At 44.3% G+C, this 19,429-nt stretch carries 20 protein-coding genes and 1 other RNA gene; 3 read left to right on the top strand and 18 right to left on the bottom strand.

From position 1 onward, the window contains the following. Positions 1–31: 31 nt before the first annotated feature. The 17 genes from CHH91_RS06835 to CHH91_RS06755 form a co-directional block, all read right to left on the bottom strand. The gene (locus CHH91_RS06835; RefSeq protein WP_095222701.1) at positions 32–1,522 is read right to left on the bottom strand and encodes a carboxypeptidase M32; all 1,491 of its coding nucleotides are present in this window, start codon (positions 1,520–1,522) and stop codon (positions 32–34) included. Between the two features lie 17 nt (positions 1,523–1,539). Beyond that, on the bottom strand, positions 1,540–2,673 hold the full coding sequence (locus CHH91_RS06830) for a THUMP domain-containing class I SAM-dependent RNA methyltransferase (protein ID WP_095222812.1): 1,134 nt from the start codon (positions 2,671–2,673) through the stop codon (positions 1,540–1,542). Positions 2,674–2,767: 94 nt separating this feature from the next. Beyond that, an RNA gene (rnpB, locus tag CHH91_RS06825) (RNase P RNA component class B) lies at positions 2,768–3,141 on the bottom strand. 62 nt (positions 3,142–3,203) lie between these two features. After that, positions 3,204–3,578, bottom strand: a complete 375-nt coding sequence (gene gpsB / locus CHH91_RS06820) for a cell division regulator GpsB (RefSeq protein WP_095222700.1) — start codon at positions 3,576–3,578, stop codon at positions 3,204–3,206. 75 nt (positions 3,579–3,653) lie between these two features. Next, entirely contained in the window at positions 3,654–4,223 is a 570-nt protein-coding gene (locus tag CHH91_RS06815) for an SLOG family protein (RefSeq protein ID WP_095222811.1), read from the bottom strand. Between the two features lie 80 nt (positions 4,224–4,303). Continuing rightward, positions 4,304–4,729: a CotD family spore coat protein gene (locus CHH91_RS06810; protein ID WP_176465705.1), complete on the bottom strand. Its 426-nt coding sequence runs from the start codon at positions 4,727–4,729 to the stop codon at positions 4,304–4,306. Positions 4,730–4,809: 80 nt separating this feature from the next. Continuing rightward, positions 4,810–5,850, bottom strand: a complete 1,041-nt coding sequence (gene fni, locus CHH91_RS06805) for a type 2 isopentenyl-diphosphate Delta-isomerase (RefSeq protein ID WP_095222698.1) — start codon at positions 5,848–5,850, stop codon at positions 4,810–4,812. A gap of 23 nt (positions 5,851–5,873) precedes the next feature. Then, positions 5,874–7,343 carry a phytoene desaturase family protein gene (locus tag CHH91_RS06800; protein WP_095222697.1) on the bottom strand — a complete coding sequence of 490 codons (1,470 nt, stop codon included), beginning with the start codon at positions 7,341–7,343 and terminating at the stop codon, positions 5,874–5,876. Next, on the bottom strand, positions 7,340–8,461 hold the full coding sequence (locus tag CHH91_RS06795) for a glycosyltransferase family 2 protein (protein WP_095222696.1): 1,122 nt from the start codon (positions 8,459–8,461) through the stop codon (positions 7,340–7,342). Before CHH91_RS06795 ends, CHH91_RS06800 begins: the two co-directional genes overlap by 4 nt. 14 nt (positions 8,462–8,475) lie before the next feature. After that, positions 8,476–9,138 (bottom strand): lysophospholipid acyltransferase family protein, encoded by a 663-nt coding sequence (locus CHH91_RS06790; RefSeq protein WP_176465704.1) that lies wholly within the window; start codon positions 9,136–9,138, stop codon positions 8,476–8,478. Next, positions 9,104–9,835, bottom strand: a complete 732-nt coding sequence (locus tag CHH91_RS06785) for a carotenoid biosynthesis protein (protein WP_095222695.1) — start codon at positions 9,833–9,835, stop codon at positions 9,104–9,106. Before CHH91_RS06785 ends, CHH91_RS06790 begins: the two co-directional genes overlap by 35 nt. Further along, positions 9,832–10,686 (bottom strand): phytoene/squalene synthase family protein, encoded by an 855-nt coding sequence (locus tag CHH91_RS06780; RefSeq protein ID WP_095222694.1) that lies wholly within the window; start codon positions 10,684–10,686, stop codon positions 9,832–9,834. Before CHH91_RS06780 ends, CHH91_RS06785 begins: the two co-directional genes overlap by 4 nt. Next, positions 10,655–12,136, bottom strand: a complete 1,482-nt coding sequence (locus CHH91_RS06775; protein ID WP_095222693.1) for a phytoene desaturase family protein — start codon at positions 12,134–12,136, stop codon at positions 10,655–10,657. The genes CHH91_RS06780 and CHH91_RS06775 overlap by 32 nt, the downstream gene beginning before the upstream one ends. Further along, positions 12,133–13,656, bottom strand: coding sequence for a phytoene desaturase family protein (locus CHH91_RS06770; protein WP_095222692.1), 1,524 nt, complete (start codon positions 13,654–13,656; stop codon positions 12,133–12,135). The genes CHH91_RS06775 and CHH91_RS06770 overlap by 4 nt, the downstream gene beginning before the upstream one ends. A 134-nt stretch (positions 13,657–13,790) precedes the next feature. Beyond that, a complete protein-coding gene (locus CHH91_RS06765) occupies positions 13,791–14,207 on the bottom strand; it encodes a cytidine deaminase (RefSeq protein WP_095222691.1) in 417 nt (138 codons plus the stop codon). Continuing rightward, positions 14,204–14,593 carry a DUF1798 family protein gene (locus CHH91_RS06760; protein ID WP_286160707.1) on the bottom strand — a complete coding sequence of 130 codons (390 nt, stop codon included), beginning with the start codon at positions 14,591–14,593 and terminating at the stop codon, positions 14,204–14,206. Before CHH91_RS06760 ends, CHH91_RS06765 begins: the two co-directional genes overlap by 4 nt. A gap of 45 nt (positions 14,594–14,638) precedes the next feature. Then, positions 14,639–14,890: a hypothetical protein gene (locus CHH91_RS06755; protein ID WP_095222690.1), complete on the bottom strand. Its 252-nt coding sequence runs from the start codon at positions 14,888–14,890 to the stop codon at positions 14,639–14,641. A 102-nt stretch (positions 14,891–14,992) separates the two neighbouring features. Here CHH91_RS06755 and CHH91_RS20240 point away from each other — a divergent pair, with 102 nt between their 5' ends. Continuing rightward, complete coding sequence (locus CHH91_RS20240) at positions 14,993–15,103, top strand: spore protein (protein ID WP_141234138.1); 111 nt, start codon at positions 14,993–14,995, stop codon at positions 15,101–15,103. A 17-nt stretch (positions 15,104–15,120) separates the two neighbouring features. Here the strand turns inward: CHH91_RS20240 and CHH91_RS06750 are convergent, their stop codons facing one another. Further along, the gene (locus CHH91_RS06750) at positions 15,121–16,080 is read right to left on the bottom strand and encodes a DUF2515 family protein (RefSeq protein WP_095222689.1); all 960 of its coding nucleotides are present in this window, start codon (positions 16,078–16,080) and stop codon (positions 15,121–15,123) included. Positions 16,081–16,172: 92 nt separating this feature from the next. On the opposite strand from CHH91_RS06750, the gene recU reads away from it, so the two are divergent. Beyond that, entirely contained in the window at positions 16,173–16,781 is a 609-nt protein-coding gene (gene recU / locus CHH91_RS06745; RefSeq protein ID WP_483372389.1) for a Holliday junction resolvase RecU, read from the top strand. Further along, positions 16,781–19,405: a transglycosylase domain-containing protein gene (locus tag CHH91_RS06740; RefSeq protein WP_095222687.1), complete on the top strand. Its 2,625-nt coding sequence runs from the start codon at positions 16,781–16,783 to the stop codon at positions 19,403–19,405. Before recU ends, CHH91_RS06740 begins: the two co-directional genes overlap by 1 nt. The last annotated feature ends 24 nt before the right edge of the window (positions 19,406–19,429 follow it).

Raw genomic sequence — 19,429 nt, 5'->3', positions numbered from 1 at the left:
AAAACGATGCAGATCACTCTGCATCGTTTTTTTATAATTGATAGATTTTACTGTATTTCTCAGTCAGATAGCTTACAAGATGATTGGCATTCAATCCTTCACCCGTTACATCCTGCAGCAATTCCAAAGGTTTCTTAGCTTTACCGTATTGATGGATTTGTTCCGTTAACCATTCTTTGATCGGAGCGAAGTCCCCTTTTTCAATCAGTCTGTCCGTATCCAAAGACTCCTGCATCTTAGCATGGAACTGCGCTGCGTACATATAACCTAATGCGTATGAAGGGAAATAACCGAAGTCCCCTCCTGACCAGTGAATATCCTGCAGCACACCTTGGGAATCGCTTTCTGGCACAATTCCAAGGTACTCTTCCATTTTACTGTTCCAGATTTCAGGCAGATCTTTCACCTCGATCTCATCTTTGAATAGTGCTTTCTCCAGTTCATAACGGATCATGATATGCAATGCGTACGTCAATTCGTCTGCCTCAATCCGGATGAATGAAGCTTTTACCTCATTCACTGCCTGATAGAAAGTCTCAAAATCAATCTCCTGCAGTGATGCAGGCGCATAAGTTTTGAATTCCTCAAAATGGCCTTTCCAGAATGCCTCGCTGCGTGCGACGAAGTTTTCCCAGAATAAAGACTGAGATTCATGAATTCCCATGCTCGTTCCGCTTGCTAAAGGTGTCGAAGCTAATGTTTCCGCTATGTTCTGTTCGTACAGCGCATGACCGCCTTCATGAATCGTACCGAAGACAGCCATCCGGAAATCTTCTTCATCATAACGCGTCGTGATACGGACATCTTTCGGATTCAATGTGATTTCAAATGGATGAATTGTATCATCCAGTCTTCCAGCTTCAAAGTCATAGCCCATTTTTTCCAGAACAGAAATAGTAAAAGCTTTTTGCTGATCCTTCGAGAAATGTGTCTGCAGCACACTAGTGTCTGGTTTCACCTTTGACTGTTTGATTTGTTCAAGTAAATTTGTAAGGGCTTTACGCAATGCTGGGAACACTTCATCCAGCGTCTCCATTGTCACGCCAGGCTCATACATATCCAGCAGAACGTCATAAGGATGCTGATCAGCATTCCAATAAGAAGCGAATTTCTTTTTGTAGGCAACCAGTTCCTCCAGATATGGCTGAAGCAAATTGAAATCACCTTTTTCCCTTGCTTCTCCCCAAACAGATTCGGCTTTGGACTGAAGCATGATATACGCTTTAAATTCTGCTTCAGGAATTTTCTTGTTTCGATCGTATTCTTTTTCACTCTCAGCTAATGATTTGACCAGTATTTCATCCTCTGCGATCGGCTTCAGTTCGTCTATCAGTTCTTTCAGTTTGTCAGATGTGGATAGACGATGCGACTGCTGTGATAAGTAGCTGATCGCTTCAGCCCGATATTCCATACCAGCTTTCGGTGCTTTTGTCCGCAAGTCCCAATGCATGAGGGCTATTGCTTCTTCATACGCTTTTTGTTCCTTGATCAAGTCCCAATACTGCTGTGTTGCATCTGACATACTATCCGCTCCCTTATTTAGATATGTTTACCGAAATACTGATAATAGTCGGTTTTGATAAAACCATTGAAAAGCTTGCGTTTCTTCGTTGCCTGCTTGCCGTAGAATGTTTCGAAACCTTCATGAGATGTCAAGATATAACCGCTCCATGAAGGGTTATCCTTCATGATAGAGCCGAGCTCTTTGTAGGCTTTTTCCACCTCAGGGCGATCTCCCATTCTTTCCCCATAAGGCGGATTCGTTATCATGTAGCCATTATCCTGCTTCGGATTCCAATCTGCCACCTGCATCTGTCTCCAGTTGACTAATTCCCCAAGGCCTGACTCAATACTGTTTGCCTTTGCGATTTCCACCATTTTATGATCGATATCCGAACCGGAAATATGGAGTTCCTGATCATAATTGGCTAAGTCCTCGGCTTCTTCCAGTGCCTTTTCCCAAAGGTCAGATTTCACCCAATGCCAGTTTTCGGCATCAAATTCACGGTTAAATCCAGGTGCAATGTTCTGCCCTATCAGTGCTGCTTCGATAGCAATCGTACCGCTTCCGCAAAACGGGTCGTGAAGCGGGAATTCCGGACGCCAATTCGTCAATAGCACCATTGCGGCTGCGAGTGTTTCCTTGATAGGAGCTTCGCCTTGCCCGACGCGATAGCCACGTTTATGCAAGCCCGTCCCGCTAGTGTCCAGTGTAAGGCTAACCGTATCCTTCAAGATAGCCACTTCAATCCGGTGTCTTGGACCGGACTCCTCCAGCCAGGAAGCAATACCGTGCTTTTGCTTCAGCCTCTCTACAACAGCCTTCTTTACGATACGCTGACAATCCGGGACGCTATATAACGTCGATTTGACGCTTTTTCCGATAACCGGGAATTCTCCATTTTCCTGTATGTACGTTTCCCAAGGCAATGCCTTCGTCTGTTCAAAAAGCTCATCAAAAGTAGTCGCTTTGAATTCCCCAACAAGCACTTTGATACGATCAGCTGTCCGCAGCCAGAGATTGCAGCGTGCAATGGCGGACGGATCTGCCTGGAATATTACTTTGCCATTGTCTACTTGAACATCTTCATAGCCCAGCTGCTTCACTTCGCGTGCAACGACAGACTCCAATCCCATCGCCGCAGTGGCAATCAGGGTCACTTGCCTTTTCATCATGTAAAACCTCGCTTTTATGTATTAAAAAGCCCTCTCTAGCTGAAACCAGTTAGAAAGGGCTGTTTGTTGTATACAGTGGACCAAATGAATGTTCTGTAAGCCATGTTCTGTACCGATGCACTGCGAGCGGTGGTCAGCCTCGTACAACGGCAGTAATCATCTATCTACAAGCTCATCACTTGTCCCTTTTTAGGTTGAATTCCCATAATCAAGGGTGCCCCTACCAACATTTGGGTTGCTCACTCGTGGGGTTTACCTCGTTCCACTCAGCAAGTTTCCAAGCTGACTACGTCACTGTGGCACTTTCAAGACATGTCAGCCATATCCGAAGACTTAGGCTTTCTGCCTGCCGTTAGCATTGCTACTACCTTGGCTTATGAATTCGCCAAGCACGAACACTACAAGCATCTCAGCCTGTGTGAGCATGGACTTTCCTCTGCATCACTGCAGCGATTACTCAAACATTCATTTTTAAGTTGCTAACCTATTGTACGCGGTTCGACGTCAATAGTCAAGACCGCCCAGCATCAAACATCATTCTCAGCGAATTTTTTTCCGAAAACGGCCTTCTCCAAATTGGACAGACGTTTAAGGATGTCATAATTCACTTGATGATTTGTCTGAGTCTCTCGCTCACGTACTGGAGCAGCCGGCTGTGGAGCTTGTTCTTTCGGCTGCTGTACAGATCTGGTTGATCTCACAGTGTCGTTTGAGGACTGCTGCTGTCTAAGACGTTCGTTTTCACTTTTCAGTCGATCGATTTCTTTTTGGAATGTTTCGTAATCCTGAATGATTTTGTCCAGATACTCATCGACTTCATCTTGGTTATAACCACGCATACCTGTTTTAAAATTCTTTTCAAAGATATCTTTTTGTGTCAGTTGGATGTTTGCCAAAGCCATACACAAGTCACCTCATTTATACAATTGTATATAAGTCCATTCTTTCAAAATCAGTTGAGATTGTCAATTTTCTTCTCATGTCTGATCCCAATATGTAGGATCATTCATCTGTTCCCTCTCAAGTGTGTCCTGCAAATCCAGCGCAGTTATATAGTAGAGCTCATAATCAAGCGCTTCTTGATAGCTGCGTGCTTCTTTGAGGAAGAAGTCGATACTGCCTGTCTGATTTTCGTCATACATGACAAGTGCACCCTCCGTTTTGGACAGCATCCATTTATCTCGTGCTTTGAATTGGTAAGGTCCCTTATAATCACCTTCATATATCGGCTGATAGAAATCAGCAAGCATGATCAGTTCCTGGTACTCTTCCTGCAAATCTTCTGACCAGCGTGCGTCCTGATTATCAAAAGGCGGGATGACAGCAAGCTGTATATCATATTCCTCTTCCTTCAGATCAAGTACAACCTGGGCTGCCCAAAGCTCCACACCCGTCTGTCCGGACAGAAGCACCCATTCCAATCCAGTTTCAATCAGACCGATCAGCTTGTCCCGTATGGTTTGCTTGATATAATGCACACGAGGATCACTCATCTTAAAGATTCCCATTTCGTAGTGCTTGTATCCAGTCACATATAAATTCTTCATCTGGGACATGCGCTCCTCTTCTTTTCACTGTTTCTATCTAAACATAAAAGAGCTGGCTGACGCCAGCTCTAATACAGCTATTAGTACCACTTTTTCTGAGTTGGTTTAGGTTTTGGTGCCATTTGCGGCTGCTGCTGAGGTTGCGGCTGCTGCTGGTACATTTGCGGGCTAACCTGCTGCGGCATTGGCATAGGTGCTGGCATCGGCATTGGACCACAGTCATGACAAGGGTTCGGTCTTGGCGGACTATTATGAGTAGGACTAAGATGTGTCTGCTCCATCGATTTTTCATTGGCAAAAGAAGTCGTATGCGGATACATGTGGACGTTCTTCACCTTATGATGGTTCACCACTGTAGTATGAACTGGGTGTATATGCTCAATTACCTCTTCAGAGTAAGTGTGTTGTACATTGTTGATGACAGGATCGACAATAGTCTTCGTTCCGCAGTGCACTGGACCACAATGTACTGGGCGCGGAGGAGGACAGCAATGTCTTTTACGCATGTTCTTTCCCCTTTCTGTATTGGATTCTCTATAACATATGAAAGGGCGAAAGAACATGTACTATGACAAAAACCTATATTTCAGGCGTTTCGACTGATTAACCTGTCCGTATTTCTTAATGACTCCAAATTATGAGCTCCGATTCCGAACATGCTGATCCTAAGCTCAAGTTCCAGCTGCTCGAATCGTTCCAGCAGTGCCTCTTTCGAATCCACAGCTTCCGGTAAGATGGAACGACCGTAGCCTGCCATATCAGCTCCTAAAGCTATCGCTTTAGCTGCTTCAACGCCAGTCGTGATTCCTCCGCTTGCAATCAGGCAGTCAGGGGCTTTTGGCAATCTGCTCAGCTGCTTGATGCATGTAGCTGTCGGAAGACCCCAATCAAGAAATGCTGACGCAGCTCTTTGCTTTATAGGATTCTGAGAACGATATTTCTCCACTTCGATCCAAGAAGTCCCTCCTGCTCCCGCTGTATCAATGAATTGTACTCCTGATTCAATCAGCAGGCTGCATGTATCAGGAGCGATCCCAAAGCCCACTTCCTTGATGCCGACCGGTACAGATAATGTATCAGCCACTCTTGCGATTTTAAGCAGGAGGCCGCTGAAGTCTGTATCCCCTTCATCTTGGAAAATTTCCTGCATGCTATTAAGATGGAGCACGATAGCATCTGCACCTGTCAAACTTACGATTTGACTGCATTCCTCAGGTCCATAGCCGTAATTCAGCTGGACAGCACCGATATTTGCGAAGATCGGAATGGTCGGCGCTTCTTCCCGCAGCTGAAAGCTCGAAGCAGCTGTCTTATTTTCCAGCGCCACTCGACTGGAACCAAGCCCTAATGCCCAGCCTTTTTCTTCAGCAGCTCTTGCTAAATTCCGGTTTATCTCATGTGCACGGGGCGTGCCGCCGGTCATACTGCTGATCAGAAAAGGTACTTTCACCTGTTTTCGAAGAAATGTGGTGCTAGTATCAATAGTATTGAAGCTGATTTCAGGAAGAGCTTGATGCTCGAATCGGTAAGATTCAAATCCGGTTGAAATTCCTTTTCCTTGCACTTGTTCATTCAACGTAATATGTATATGTTCATCCTTACGGTTATCTATAGATCTTTCTTTCATCCTGTATCCCCCTGGCTCAAAACCTATCCCTGTAATATTGCTTGCGCTGTCAATTTCCCGCTCAAAGTGACCATTGGTGTACCGCCTCCTGGATGTGTCGAACCACCAGCAAACCAAAGACCCTTCAAATGCGTATCTTTATTTGGTATTCGGAAAAAAGCTTGCGTGAAGCTGTTCGAACTCATTCCGTAAATTGCTCCTTGAAAAGCACGCGTTCGCACAGCTAAATCAGCTGGCGTTTGAAGTTCTTCGAAAATGATATTCTCCGACAAACCAACAAGTCCTCTCTCTTCTAGCTGCTGGATCAGCTGATCCTTGTACCGTTCTTTATCCTGCAGCTGGTTCAATCCAGTAAGAGACGGTGCATTTGCAAGCACGAACAAATTGCTCATATTGGCAGGTGCCATATCCGGATCACTGGCTCCCGAAAAACAAATATATAGTGCTGGTTCCTTGATATACTGCTTGTCTTTAAAGAGCGACGTGAATTCCGCTTGATAATCGGAAGGAAAGAATACATTATGATGAGCTAATTGAGCGTAACGCTTTTGAACACCTAGGAGCATTGTGAAGCCGGACAGAGAAGGCTCCACTTTCTTAATCTTTTGATCAGAAAAATGCGGTCGATCAGACTTATCCAGCAGTCCACTGTACAAGCTTAGGGCATCTCCGTTTCCGATAAGCGTATCACAAGCATAGTCACCTTTGGTAGTCGTAACCCCTGTCACGGTGCCTCGGCTTGTCTGTATACTGGTCACGTCGGTTTCTTTTTCAATGTGAACACCTAATTCCACAGCTAGCTTTTCAAATGCTTCCACGAGTTTGTATGTGCCGCCTTTAATGCCATACACTCCTTCCCCCGCTTCCAGGAATGCCAGCATGGCAAAGATGGATGGTGCTTGATTAGGAGAGGACCCGACATATGTCGCATACCTGCCGAACAGACGTAATGTATTCGGATGCCGGAAGTATTGTTTTAATAGAGATTGAAACGATTGTATAGGGCGAATTTTAGCAAAATTGCGCAAAAGCTCAGGCTGCAGTTTTTCCTTCAGTAGAAATAGAGGTTTATGAAGAAATGCCCTCTCAGAAATTTGAAACAGCCTCTTGCTTTCGGCAAGAAAAGCAGGATAAGCCCTTGCGTCAGCCTTACTATAGACGGCCAGCTGTTCCTGCATCTTCTCGACGTCTGCGGTCAGCTCGACAATACTCCCGTCAGGAAAAAAATTCTTCCCAATTGGTGTGATTGGGTAGAAGGACAAATAATCTCGGCTGTCTCGTCCTGTATCATGGAATACTTGTTCAAAAATGTGCTTTAGCGTGATTGTACTTGGTCCTAAATCAAAATGGAAACCATCCTGGTTAACCTGTTGAAGCTTGCCGCCAAGTGTTTTATTCTTTTCAAGTATTCTTACATTCCAGCCAGCATGGGCAAGATATATACTGGTCGTCAAACCACCTAATCCGCCCCCGATGATGATAGCACGTTTCATTCGTAATATCTCCTGCCTTTCCATTCGTATCCCTCTTTTTGTTTATGAATCCTTACTGCATCCATAGCAAGCAAAATAAAACAGGTACATGCAATTGGGTAGAGAAAGAATGTATACCAGCTTGTCTTAGCTTGAAAATCAATGAAAAATTTAATGATAGCTCCGATCATATAAGCCAAAGCTGCTGCGAGCGCCGTTTGCGTAGCGCCAATCAATAGAGCAGAAACAAAGCAAACTGTCGGTACAACATATATCAGTGCATATAACACACATATAAATAAAGTAAGGAATATATTGCTTCCCGTCCCCGTGAAAATATTTTTCCGGAATCCGAGCCACACAGAACGGTTAGCCTCGTACATTCGCATACTGGCGAATTTTTCACCGCGCAGCAAAGCGACTGGAAACTGAGACCGTTTCATCAGACGCATAAGTTCCATATCATCCACTATGGCAGATTTGATAGCAGCATGACCGCCAGCATTCTGATAACTTTCCTTGTGAATACAAATGAACGCACCGTGAGCTGCAGTGAATTTAGGATCTTGGGCTTTCGTTACTTGTCGAATTGGTAAGTGGCAAATGACGAGGAAAACCATGAATGGTACAAGCATGCGTTCAAGAAAAGTATGAACACGCTGCCTCGGAAAAGCAGATATCATATGATAACGACCGTCAAGATATGGCTGAAGCAGCACAAGTCCACTTTTCTCCACTGTCACATCCGCATCGAGAAACAGCAGCCAATCCCCTTCCGCATATTGCCCCAATTGATGACAAGCATAGTTTTTACCTGTCCAGCCCGAAGGCAGCTCCTTGCCTTGAATTAGTTTCAAGTTCTTTAGCTTAAGCTGGAATTGCTGCACAATAGCAGCTGTTCCATCCGTTGACTGATCATCCAATACAAGAATTTCTTTTATGTAGTCCTGTTGCGGTATCAGACTCTCAAGTAACTGTCCAATGTTATCTGCTTCATTTCGTGCGGGTATCAGTATGCTCAATGGCTTGACCGCAGGACTTCTTTGCGTGAAGCTTTTCGGAAAAGCGGTGCTGTTATACAGCACCCAAATCAGCTGAAGTAGAAGCAGGAAGTTGATTATTAATACTAGTACAAGCATAACGCATCCCCTTCCTAGCTGATCTGTTCCTGGGACTCCATACGCAGCCCCCCGATGATCGTCTGTTTATGCTCGTCTGCTTGTTCTTCGAGTAGTTTAGATAAATACATACTGACACTGGAACGTGTCATGCTTTCCCAGTTCTCCTGAATCGGTTTACCGAAGTGCAAGGAAGCAATGGGCTTCTTTTCTTCCCCGAAATGATAATGTAAAGTAACCGGGACGACCGGTACCTGCTTCTGATGCAGCAAATAACCTATTCCCGTCCCAAAAAGATATGGACGCTGGTCTTGATGCAAAATCTGACCCTGGGGAAACAGCCAAACGCAGCTGCCCGCTTCCAGCAGCTGTGTTGCATATTGAAGGGAAGCGACAACATCGCGAATTCTTGTTTGGTTAATGGAGAAGGCACCGAGCTTGCGAAAGAAGCGATAATTTTCCAGTCCTTCTTGGGCCATCAGCATATAATGATTGCCTCTCAAATGATCTTCCACAACCTGGAAGATTAGCAGTCCATCCCACCAAGAACTGTGATTTGCAATATAAATGACGGGTACTTCTGGTGACTGGACATGTCCGGTAGCTTCAACACGTTCAAAGTTACGAGGAAGCAAATAATACCGTTGATAAGCAGCGAAAAGTTTAATGAACCATCGCTTTTTTTCTGCTTGAATCAAACACTCTCCTCCCTTCTGTAACAAGAATGAACAGAATGGCCAGACAAGCAACAAGGATGAAACCTTTCTTCAGAGCCAGCAGACCGAAAAACAGGAACATCAATTCCAATAATCGATACGACTGAACTGACGGCTTCACTCCCCTTTGCAATGGAAGCACTAATGACAGAATAGCAGCCAGGAAAAACCATGTAATAAAATTCGTTGCCGGAATCCCATAATAAAAACCGCCATTATCCCATTGCCAAAAGTCCCAAGCTAATGCGACAGGATCAAGTATTAAATCAATGAATACGACCCATATACCAGTTTCCAAAGCCCGCAGCCACTTATTTTGCTGTGTACTGATCATAGTGCTGTTAACGATAAAACCAACCCAGGCAATGGCGATTGTAAAGGGTACTCCCAACACATGATACCCGAGCATGGTCGTATATCCGTAATCGCCGAACGGAAATCCTGTATAAACACTTAGTGCTTCAATGAGCAATGTAGTAAAACCGATGATTAACAGAACAGCGGTCGTTTTGATCTTTTTCGTGTTATGGAAGAAATATGCTTTGCTTTCTGCCAGAACGGATGCCGTATAAAGAATCATAAAAATACTATTTGCAAAGTAGAGCCATTCCGGCAGCTCCCAGAATAAAAGAAGCACTAGTCCTATAAACAGCCAAACAGCGAAGATACGATACATCATGTAATCGATTCCTTTTTCCTCGCCTTTTTGGCAGCTTTGTAAAGTGCTAGTTTACGTGACTGCGGTACATATGCACGCTTATGGAATACATCATAATCATTTTCCTTGATTGCATCCATGATTGCTGCATAATAGCTGCTTGCCAATGTGATTGCAAATGCACTCGATTCGGGATACGTACTCAAACCTTCCAGACCCTCTTCAAACCAATTGTCAGCAGTAGTTATCAAGTCATCAATCACCTGATTGAACGAAAACGATAGTTCCTGGGCATAAAACGCTTCTTCTGTATAGTCATAGGCTGACATGATAGACAGCGGAACATATCGTCGACCGCGCTCCAAGTCCTCTCCGATATCCCGCAGGATATTGACAATTTGCATTGCCTTACCAAGCTTGATTCCTGCTTGAACAATTTGCTCTGACGGGTAATCATGCAATACCGGCAGCAGCATTTCGCCGACAGATCCGGCTACGTGGTAGCAATAGTTTTCCAGCTGTTCAAATGTTTTGTAATGCGTATGCTCCTCATCCATGCGCTGACCCTTTATCTGGGTGAAGAACGGCGCTGGTTCCAGATTTGGAAAAGTGTCGAACAGCCAGCGAAGGGAAGGCCAGATAAAATGCCCTTCCGCTTGGCTGAGATGGTGAAAGTTCCACTCCAGCTCGTCCAGCGTATAAGCGCTGTTTTCAGGTTCATCCATGCTGTCATCAATCATCCGGCAGAAAGTATAAATAACAAAAACAGCTTCCTTACGCGGAGAAGGAAGCTCGCGAAAAGCTTGATAAAAGCTCGCGGAGTGCTGCTTCATCGCCTTCTCACACGCTTTTGCGTACGGTTTCTTGAGCATAGTCTCCCACCTCACTCTTTATTAGGTCACTTAAATTCTTCGCTCCTTGCATGACGATCGGTACACCTCCGCCTGGATGGACAGAAGCGCCGACAGCATAAAGTCCTTCAATACCGAATGGTTTGTTCTGCGGGCGGAAGCCTCCTGATTGAAGCAGATTCGGAGCTATTCCAAAGCTCCCTCCTTGATACAGCCCAGCTTGACTTGCATCGGCCGGGGTCCTTACCTTCAGCCATTCAATTGATCCCAACAATCCTGGCAGCAGCGTCTGCTCTGCTTTGTGAAGAACACGTTCAACGAGTAAGTCTTGCTGCTGATCCCAATTGATATGGTCGCCGGATGGAACTGGGACTAGGAAATATAATGCCGATTTTCCGGCAGGAGCACATGACGGATCTATTGAACCCGGATTGAATACATAAAAGGACGGGTCATCTGGGATAGTCCTGGACTCAAAAATAGCTTTCATATTTAGCTGGAACTGTTCAGGTAGCACAAATTGATGTGTTTGCAGCTCTTCCCATTTTCGATTGGTACCTGCATAAATGAGCAGGCAGCCACTGGAGGCAGCAGGCTGCTTTTTCTTTTTTGCTTTATTATCATCAAGTAAAGAATGAATGGCAGGAAAGTCACCGTTGAACACTACATTATCAAAAGGCTGGTATACTCCGTCCATCTCGATACCGCTTACTCGTTTCCCATTCTTCCGGATTTTTTCCACTTTCGAATTGTACTGAATAGTGACACCCCGTTTTTCACAATAAGAAACCAACGTTTCGATCAGTCCCGCATAGCCTCCTTTCACATACCAGATACCGTGCTCATGCTCGCTATAAGAAATAAGGCCATAAATTGCAGGAGTCGTATAAGGAGAACCTCCTATATACAAGGATTGGAGTGCATAAGCATCTTGCAGCTTCGGTTCGGTGAAATAATCTCTGATAAAAGAATGAACATTACGGTAAGCTTTTGTTTTATAAAGGAAACGCAGGTTGCTTGTCGTAAAGAAACGTAACCTGTTCGAAAAGCCCCGCTCCAAAAATTGACTCACCCCAAACCGGTATACGTTTTTCATATCGCGCATGAATTGATCAAATTGTGGCGCAGAATCTGGAAACTTCTCCAGTAATTCTTTTTTCTGCTTTGCAGGATCGGCATATTTTGTATACGCAGTACCATCCGCGTAATGAATCCGGTAAAGCGGATCACATTTAATCAGTTCAAGATCCTTCTGGGGAATAGCGCATGACTCCAATACACTGCGAATCATATCGGGCAGAAGGACAATTGTCGGACCTTGGTCGATTCGGAACATGCCGTCAGTTTCGTACTGCATACGCCCACCAGGATTCGACTGCTGTTCAAAGATCGTAACCTCATTTCCCTGTCTTTCCAGAAGCAGTGCAGTTGTTAGCCCACCGATACCTGCACCGATAATTGCCGTTTTCACATCGTCACCTTCTTCCGAGAGGAATTTATCATTTGATAAGTTTTCGCTCCATTATTCTTCTCCACTAGATCGGCACTGATCTTTGCTGACTGAAAAATGGTTGGCAGTCCGCTGCCAGGATGCGTTCCCCCACCAACAAGGTAACAATGGGATAGCTCTTTCACTTGATTATGAGGTCGATTGTACATCATTTGATCAAGTGAATGAGCAAGATTAAATACTGCTCCATGCTTAATATTCATCGCTTCCCAATCTGACGGGGTGATGCAATGCTCCGTTTCAATCAGAGCTTCAATATTATCAATGCCGGTTTCACGAGCAAGGATATCCAGCATTTTCTGCCGCATACGAGGACTTGCTTCGTTCCAATCAATGTCAGCCTCCGTATTCGGCACTGGCATCAGCAAATATGCTGTAGACTTTCCAGCAGGTGCCGTTGTCGGGTCAAGTTTCGTCGGATAGTGAATGTAGACGGACGGATCCTTTGAAAGAACGAACTGTTCTGTCATCTCTTCTACATTCTTTTTGTAGTCATCTGCAAAGACAACTATATGATGAGGAAGGTCGACTTCTTGCTTCAAGCCTAAATAAAGCATGAAGGTTGAGCAGGAATATTTTTTATTCTCCGTTTTCTTCCGGAATTTCTTCTTCCACCTACCATCAAATAAATGCTGCATGCTATAACTGTAATCCGCATTGATAATTACTTCGTCAGCATGAACGACATGACCATCTTCCAGACGTATACCTGTGGCCCGTTTGCCTTCTGTAAGAACTTGAGCAACAGGTTTTCCGGTATGGACAATGCCTCCGTACTCCTCAATCACCTGACGCATCGCTTCACAAATTCGATTTACGCCACCTATGGGATGGTACAAACCGAACTTATGCTCAAGATAAGATAGTATCGTGAATGTGCCAGGACACTTCCAAGGTGACATTCCTAAGTATTTTGCCTGGAAGGTAAAAGCATATTTTAATCGTTCATCATTAAAATAGGTAGAAAGCTTACTATATACTGTCTGAAACATATCCAGTTTCGGCAGCGCATGCAGCACATCCTTAGTCAGATACGTGCGTTTATGTACGAAAGGACGGCGCAGAAGTTTTTCCACTCGGTCGAACTTCTCCCCTTCTTTTTCCATGAACTGAATGAAACCTTCGCTTTCGCCAGGAAAGACCCGTTCGATTTCATCCAGCATATCTTGTCTGTCGACTCGCGGAGTAAAAGTGACGTCCCCAAACCGAAGCGTATATAATGGATCTAGTCGATGCAGCTGGACATAATCGTGAAGATTTCGACCCGCTTCCTCGAAAAGCTCCTCCAGAAGCTGAGGCATCATGAAGAAGGTCGCACCAAGATCAAATTGGAACTCGCCTTGCTTCAAACGTGAAGTCCGGCCGCCAATCACATCATTTTTCTCATATATTTCTACGTTATACCCTTTGGCTGCAAGCAGCATCCCAGCTGTCAGACCCCCAGGACCAGCTCCGATAACTGCTACTTTTTTCTTAGTCAACGGTCAGACCTCCATTCCAATAGTCCCCTTTACCCTGTTCGCCTTATGAAGAAACCTATCGAACGATAAATAAAAAAATAAAAAAAGGACCCAAAGTGTAAAAACACTTTTAGTCCTTGAATCAGTGTCGATTGTTACTGCGCAGCTTTTTCGTCAGAGTAGAGATCTTCTGGCTGGAATGAAAACGGAAGCAGCTCTTCCATAGTAACTGTCTTTGAAACACCATTCATGTTCGAAATGTGGATGACAGCATCCTGCGGGAAGAATTCAGCCATTACCTGGCGGCAAGATCCGCAAGGCGGAACTGGACGTTCTGTATTCGCAACAACTGCGATTTCAGAGAACTCCCTTTCGCCGTTTGCAATTGCTTGGAAAATTGCTGTTCGTTCAGCACAGCATGTAACTGGATAAGCAGCATTTTCGATATTGCATCCTTGATAAACTTTTCCTGCCTTTGTCAGTACTGCAGCACCTACTCCAAATTTAGAATAAGGTATATATGCCCGTTCTCTTGCTTCTTTAGCCAGATTAATCAATTCTTCTTTCGTCATTTGTTTTCTCCCTCTCCGTTGTATCCTTCAATTCGGTCCAAATCTTCATCTAGCAATTGGATGACGTAGCCGATTGATTGGTGATAATCCATATATCGTTCTGACTTGATGTCTATGTAATAACTATGCAGAATGATTAAATGGACATTTTCTTCTGTAGACTGTACCTGCTGCGGATGCACACTGACCTCGCGCTGCTGGACAAATTCCTCAGCAGCCTGGTGCCACTTCCTAAGCAGCAGATACATTGGTTCTGTTTCCTTCTTGACCATCTCAAAAAATGCTTTATCGTGCTTTTCGCTTGGAGGCTCATGCGTAAGGAAGCGCTCTTTCAAACGTGCCATCAAGTCGGATAGCTGCTTATTATATATCGGTAATGTAGTCAATATAACCCCTTCTCTGCTTTTCGTGTTGTTCTATTATACAAGCAGTCAGGCTAATTTACCATGCTCATGATTCCATTTATCATGCTTTTTATCCAGCTGGGACTCTGCTCGGAGCACTCGTTCAATCAAAGGCTGTTTTAACGTCATCCTGGAACGGTTCGCCTGTACGGTGAGTCTTTGGTCCAATTTCCGATATGCGCCAGTCAGCTGGAACAGAGCCAGCTGCAATTCTTCTTTGGTCACACCATTTTGCTTGTTCATCCGTATGCCCCCTTTTTCCTTACTGTTTCTGCCCATTTAAGACAACTCCTGCACAGTTGACAAAACAACAAAAAATACGGGCACATTCGCATGATTCAGAGCTGTTTCGCTCATCCTAACTATAAAGGAGGGTGAAAGATGAAAAAGCAGGAAAGAAAGACATCGACTGGCCAGAAACGGCCGACAGCCCGCACTGCCGGCGACGGGTATGATAAAAAGCTTGATGGACCAAACCGTCCTTCCATATAAGAAAAAAAGCAAAGCGGTCAATTGATCGCTTTGCTTTTTTTCTTGATCAATGCCGCAATCTTCATCAATCGCCTCTTCCAATAAAAGACGGTTCCGGTTGGACGATGACGCTTTTTTTTCTCAGGGATGAGCCAACTTCGTTTGATGCCCCCATATTTGTACCAGTCCGTACGAATAATATCTTTGTGTGTAATGACTGGATAGCACGCTCGTAGTGGACAACTGCCGATGGTTCTAAATCTGCCATAGCGCTCATAATCATCTCGAGAACCTGTGTAAGGAACGCGTTTGGCAAATTGTATAAATGCGGGATAAAGCTGGTCGTCAAAAAGGAGCTGGCTCAACTTCTTCCCCATCTGTATTCGCTCATCCACACTTGTAAAATGGTGAGCATACAGTCCGTACAACTCCCCATCCATTGTCGGGAAGAACACAGTATTCAAACGAAAAAAATCTTGAAGCTGATATGGCCAGCGGCTGAAGACATGCTTTTTATAGAACGGCTGGACGATGACAGGCGAGCCGATGACATGCTGTTCGTTGACGATAAGGCAGTACAGCAGCTGCTGCATGTCACCTTCTTTTATGAATTGCTTCCACGTTTCTTCCATAAAAGCAGACACACGAAAATGATGAAGAAGTGCAATCATGTCAATTTGTCCTTTTTTATGTGACTCATACAACAGCAACTGCGGATAAGCATCAGAGAAAATGAGCCAATTGGCACGTTCGTAAAGAGAAAAAAGCTGTTTTCTTATACGTGCTGACAGTAAGTCCTGAAACATATCCAAATGTAAATCTGTCATATTCCAGCCAGCGTTCCTAGAAACCATGGAAGCCAGGAATGCCCACTTTATCTCTGGATTCCGTTCATAAAAAGCTTGATATGCCATCGTTCTTCGGATATTATCTAAGTTTGCAGCGGCTGTTTTCTCTTCGATGGAAGAAAGCAATTGTGCTATGTCAGTAATTGTCATCGAATTGCCCCTTTTTTCAGTTGAGTTACAGACACAAAGTGAAGTATTCTAAGGATTATGGTATGATCATTCCTATAGTGGGGGGAGAAACTGTGCAATATCCTAACGGGAAAAAGATCATCAGACAAACTGCTGCATCGAGGCTCACACAGCCTGTCGACTTCGGCAACAGAGGGATGACTTTAGAGGAAGATATCAATGAGACAAACGAGTATTATCTCGCTCAGCAAAAGGCTATCATCCACAAAAAACCTACCCCGGTGCAGATTGTCAAGGTCGACTATCCAAAACGAAGTGCAGCGGTCATTAAAGAAGCGTATTTCAAACAAGCATCCACTACGGATTATAATGGCGTATATCGCGGAAAATATGTAGACTTCGAAGCCAAGGTCACCAAAAACAAGACCAGTTTCCCGCTCTCCAATTTCCACGAGCACCAGATTTCCCACATGGAGCATGTATGCAGCCATGGGGCTATCTGCTTCGTCATTATGCGTTTTTCCGCACATAATCAAACATTTTTTTTCGAAGCAGAGAAACTTTTTCCGTGGTGGAAACGTCAATATGATGGAGGCAGAAAATCCATTCCCTACGAAGTGATTTGTGAGCAAGGATTTCTGATTCCAATGAAGTATCAGGCAAAGGTCGATTACTTACACATTATCGACCAGCTTCATTTTAGAACGGAGGAAGAGGAGTAATGGCAGAAAAGGGCCAATCTCGTGCATCAAGAAGAAAACAGAAAAAGAAGAAAAAACCTATTTGGAAGAAAATATTACTTACGATTGTATTAATAGGTATATTATGTGTTATCGCAGGTGGTAGTGTATTTGCTTACTACGCTGCTACAGCTCCTAAGCTGGACGAAGAAAAACTAACCGACCCTGCTTCCAATATCGTCTATGACATGAATGGCGATGAATTTGCCGAATTAGGTTCGGAAAGCAGACGAAAAGTAACGTATGACGATCTGCCGCAGCAGCTGATTGATGCAGTAACTGCTACAGAGGATTCCCGATTCTTTGAACATAACGGAATCGATATCATTCGTACCGGCGGCGCATTAATTTCCAACTTTAAGAATGGATTTGGGGCAGAAGGCGGAAGTACGATCGACCAGCAGGTCATCAAACGCTCTTTCCTATCTCCGGAAAAGACAATCAAACGAAAAGTACAGGAATGGTGGCTTGCCTTCCAGCTTGATCGCAAGTACTCCAAGGAAGAAATTTTAGAAATGTATTTGAATAAAGTTTTTTACGGGGAGTATGCAAATGGTGTATTAACAGCATCAGAAACATATTTTGATAAAGATGACTTGAATGATTTAACACTGCCAGAAATAGCTTTGCTTGCTGGGCTACCACAACGACCTACTGCTTACAACCCATTTGAGAATCCCGATCTTGCTCAGGAACGTATGAACACTGTTCTTGATTTAATGGTACAGCATGGGAAAATCACCCAAGCAGAAGCAGATGAAGCGAAAAAGACAAAGGTTGAGGATTTACTTACTGAGAAGAAGCCACAGTCAAATAAATATGGAGCTTTTCTTGATCAAGTACAAAAAGAGCTTAGCGAGCGTTTTGAAGATACTGATCTTCATCTAGATGGCATGAAGATTTATACAACTTTGGATCCGGATGCGCAAGACACTGTGGAAAATGCACTTAGCGAAGACAGCGGCATTGTCTGGCCCAATGAAGAACTGCAAGCTGGTATTACCCTACTCGATACTAAGAGCGGAGCAATTCGGGCTATTGGCGGTAATCGAAACAACGAACTTGGCGGTTACAACTATGCTATCCAGGGAAATGGTCGTCAGCCGGGATCAGGTATGAAACCGATTCTTGACTACGCACCAGCATTTGAAAATGGTGTTTATACATCTACGTATGAACAAATTAATGATGAACCACTTACTATTGGTAAGTGGACTCCTGGTAACTATGATGATCGATTCCATGGTTGGATGAGCGCAAGAACTGCTTTGGCGAAATCATACAATATTCCAGCAATCAAAACATTCCAAGCTGTTGGTGCAGAAAACGCAGAGAAATTCGCGAATGGTCTGGGTCTGGAATTTCCGGATGGTATCAAAAATGGAGATAGTATAGGTGGAGCAGCTCAGTTCCATACGATTGATATTGCTGGCGCTTATGCAGCATTTGGTAACGAAGGTATCTACACGGAGCCATATGCCATTACGAAAATAGAATTTAGCGATGGCAGTACGTTGGATATGAAACCAGAATCTGAAGCAGCGATGAGCGAATCAACAGCTTATATGGTAACAGACATGATGCGTTCTGTTATGACAGAAGGTACCGGAACATTAGCAAATGTGCCGGGGTTGGATATTGCTGGTAAGACTGGTACAACCAATCTAGAAGACCAAGAAGGAAGTCCTGACTCCTGGATGAATGGCTTGACAACAAATTACACCCTCTCTGTTTGGACTGGTAACGATAAAGGTAGTACAGTAATCCAGGACGGAAACGGTGTAATTGGAACGAATGTTGCAAAACAGCTATTTAAGCAAATCATGACAGAAGTCCATGAAGGTAAGGACACGGAAAGCTTTAAAAAACCCAGCAGCGTAGTGGAGGCGAAAGTCGAAAAAGGCTCTCGCCCTGCTGCTTCTCCTAGTGCTGGCACCCCCTCTTCTGAAATCCTGACGGAATTATTCCTGAAGGGTAATCTTCCTGGTGCTACATCAGAAAGATATGAAGAAAAAGAAATAGCTCCGGTTACCGGACTTTCTGCAAGCTATGATGAAGCAAGCAACAGCATTAGTATCAGCTGGAACTACGATGGCGATGCAAACTTCAGTGTAAGTGCCGATCCAAGCGGCTCTACATCCACGTCTGATACGTCAGCAGTAATTGAGAACGTCCAAGCTGGACAAACCTACAACATTGCGGTTACAGCATCAGTTGATGGCGAAACTAGTGAGGCGAAATCAACTTCTGTCACCGTCCCTGGTGGGGAAGAAAACGCAGAAGAAGAAGAAAATCCTGATGAAAATGCTGAGGATCAGCAAGATCAGAACAATGAAGATCAGCAAAATGAGGACGAGCAGAACCAAGATCAGAATGATGAACAGAATCAAGACCAAAACGCCGATGAAAACAGTGGCCAGAACAATGGTAATAGTAACGAAAATGAGAATAACAACGGCAACGGTAATAATAATGGAAATTCTGATCAAGGCGGGGAATCCGGCAATACCGAGGAAGAAGAAAATCCTGATGGAGACAATCCGGAATCGGATACTGGCGGAGATGCATCGGAAACTGATCAAGGAAATACAGACGAGCAGCAATAACAAAATATCAAACAAAAAAAGACA

The organism is Virgibacillus sp. 7505, from assembly GCF_002272135.1.
Classification (GTDB): domain Bacteria; phylum Bacillota; class Bacilli; order Bacillales; family Amphibacillaceae; genus Terribacillus.
Note: the sequence above shows the minus strand (reverse complement) of the source record. Positions and strands in the feature narration are given on the sequence as shown.

Bases quoted from the DNA above. Each gene is read 5' to 3' on its own strand.
- CHH91_RS06810 (WP_176465705.1), bottom strand. From the start codon at position 4,729: ATGCGTAAAAGACATTGCTGTCCTCCTCCGCGCCCAGTACATTGTGGT.
- CHH91_RS06835 (WP_095222701.1), bottom strand. From the start codon at position 1,522: ATGTCAGATGCAACACAGCAGTATTGGGACTTGATCAAGGAACAAAAA.
- CHH91_RS06755 (WP_095222690.1), bottom strand. From the start codon at position 14,890: ATGGGCAGAAACAGTAAGGAAAAAGGGGGCATACGGATGAACAAGCAA.
- CHH91_RS06795 (WP_095222696.1), bottom strand. From the start codon at position 8,461: ATGCTTGTACTAGTATTAATAATCAACTTCCTGCTTCTACTTCAGCTG.
- fni (WP_095222698.1), bottom strand. From the start codon at position 5,850: ATGAAAGAAAGATCTATAGATAACCGTAAGGATGAACATATACATATT.
- gpsB (WP_095222700.1), bottom strand. From the start codon at position 3,578: ATGGCTTTGGCAAACATCCAACTGACACAAAAAGATATCTTTGAAAAG.
- CHH91_RS06740 (WP_095222687.1), top strand. From the start codon at position 16,781: ATGGCAGAAAAGGGCCAATCTCGTGCATCAAGAAGAAAACAGAAAAAG.
- CHH91_RS06780 (WP_095222694.1), bottom strand. From the start codon at position 10,686: ATGCTCAAGAAACCGTACGCAAAAGCGTGTGAGAAGGCGATGAAGCAG.
- CHH91_RS06750 (WP_095222689.1), bottom strand. From the start codon at position 16,080: ATGACAATTACTGACATAGCACAATTGCTTTCTTCCATCGAAGAGAAA.
- CHH91_RS06765 (WP_095222691.1), bottom strand. From the start codon at position 14,207: ATGACGAAAGAAGAATTGATTAATCTGGCTAAAGAAGCAAGAGAACGG.
- CHH91_RS06785 (WP_095222695.1), bottom strand. From the start codon at position 9,835: ATGATGTATCGTATCTTCGCTGTTTGGCTGTTTATAGGACTAGTGCTT.
- CHH91_RS20240 (WP_141234138.1), top strand. From the start codon at position 14,993: ATGAAAAAGCAGGAAAGAAAGACATCGACTGGCCAGAAACGGCCGACA.
- CHH91_RS06815 (WP_095222811.1), bottom strand. From the start codon at position 4,223: ATGAAGAATTTATATGTGACTGGATACAAGCACTACGAAATGGGAATC.
- CHH91_RS06830 (WP_095222812.1), bottom strand. From the start codon at position 2,673: ATGAAAAGGCAAGTGACCCTGATTGCCACTGCGGCGATGGGATTGGAG.
- CHH91_RS06800 (WP_095222697.1), bottom strand. From the start codon at position 7,343: ATGAAACGTGCTATCATCATCGGGGGCGGATTAGGTGGTTTGACGACC.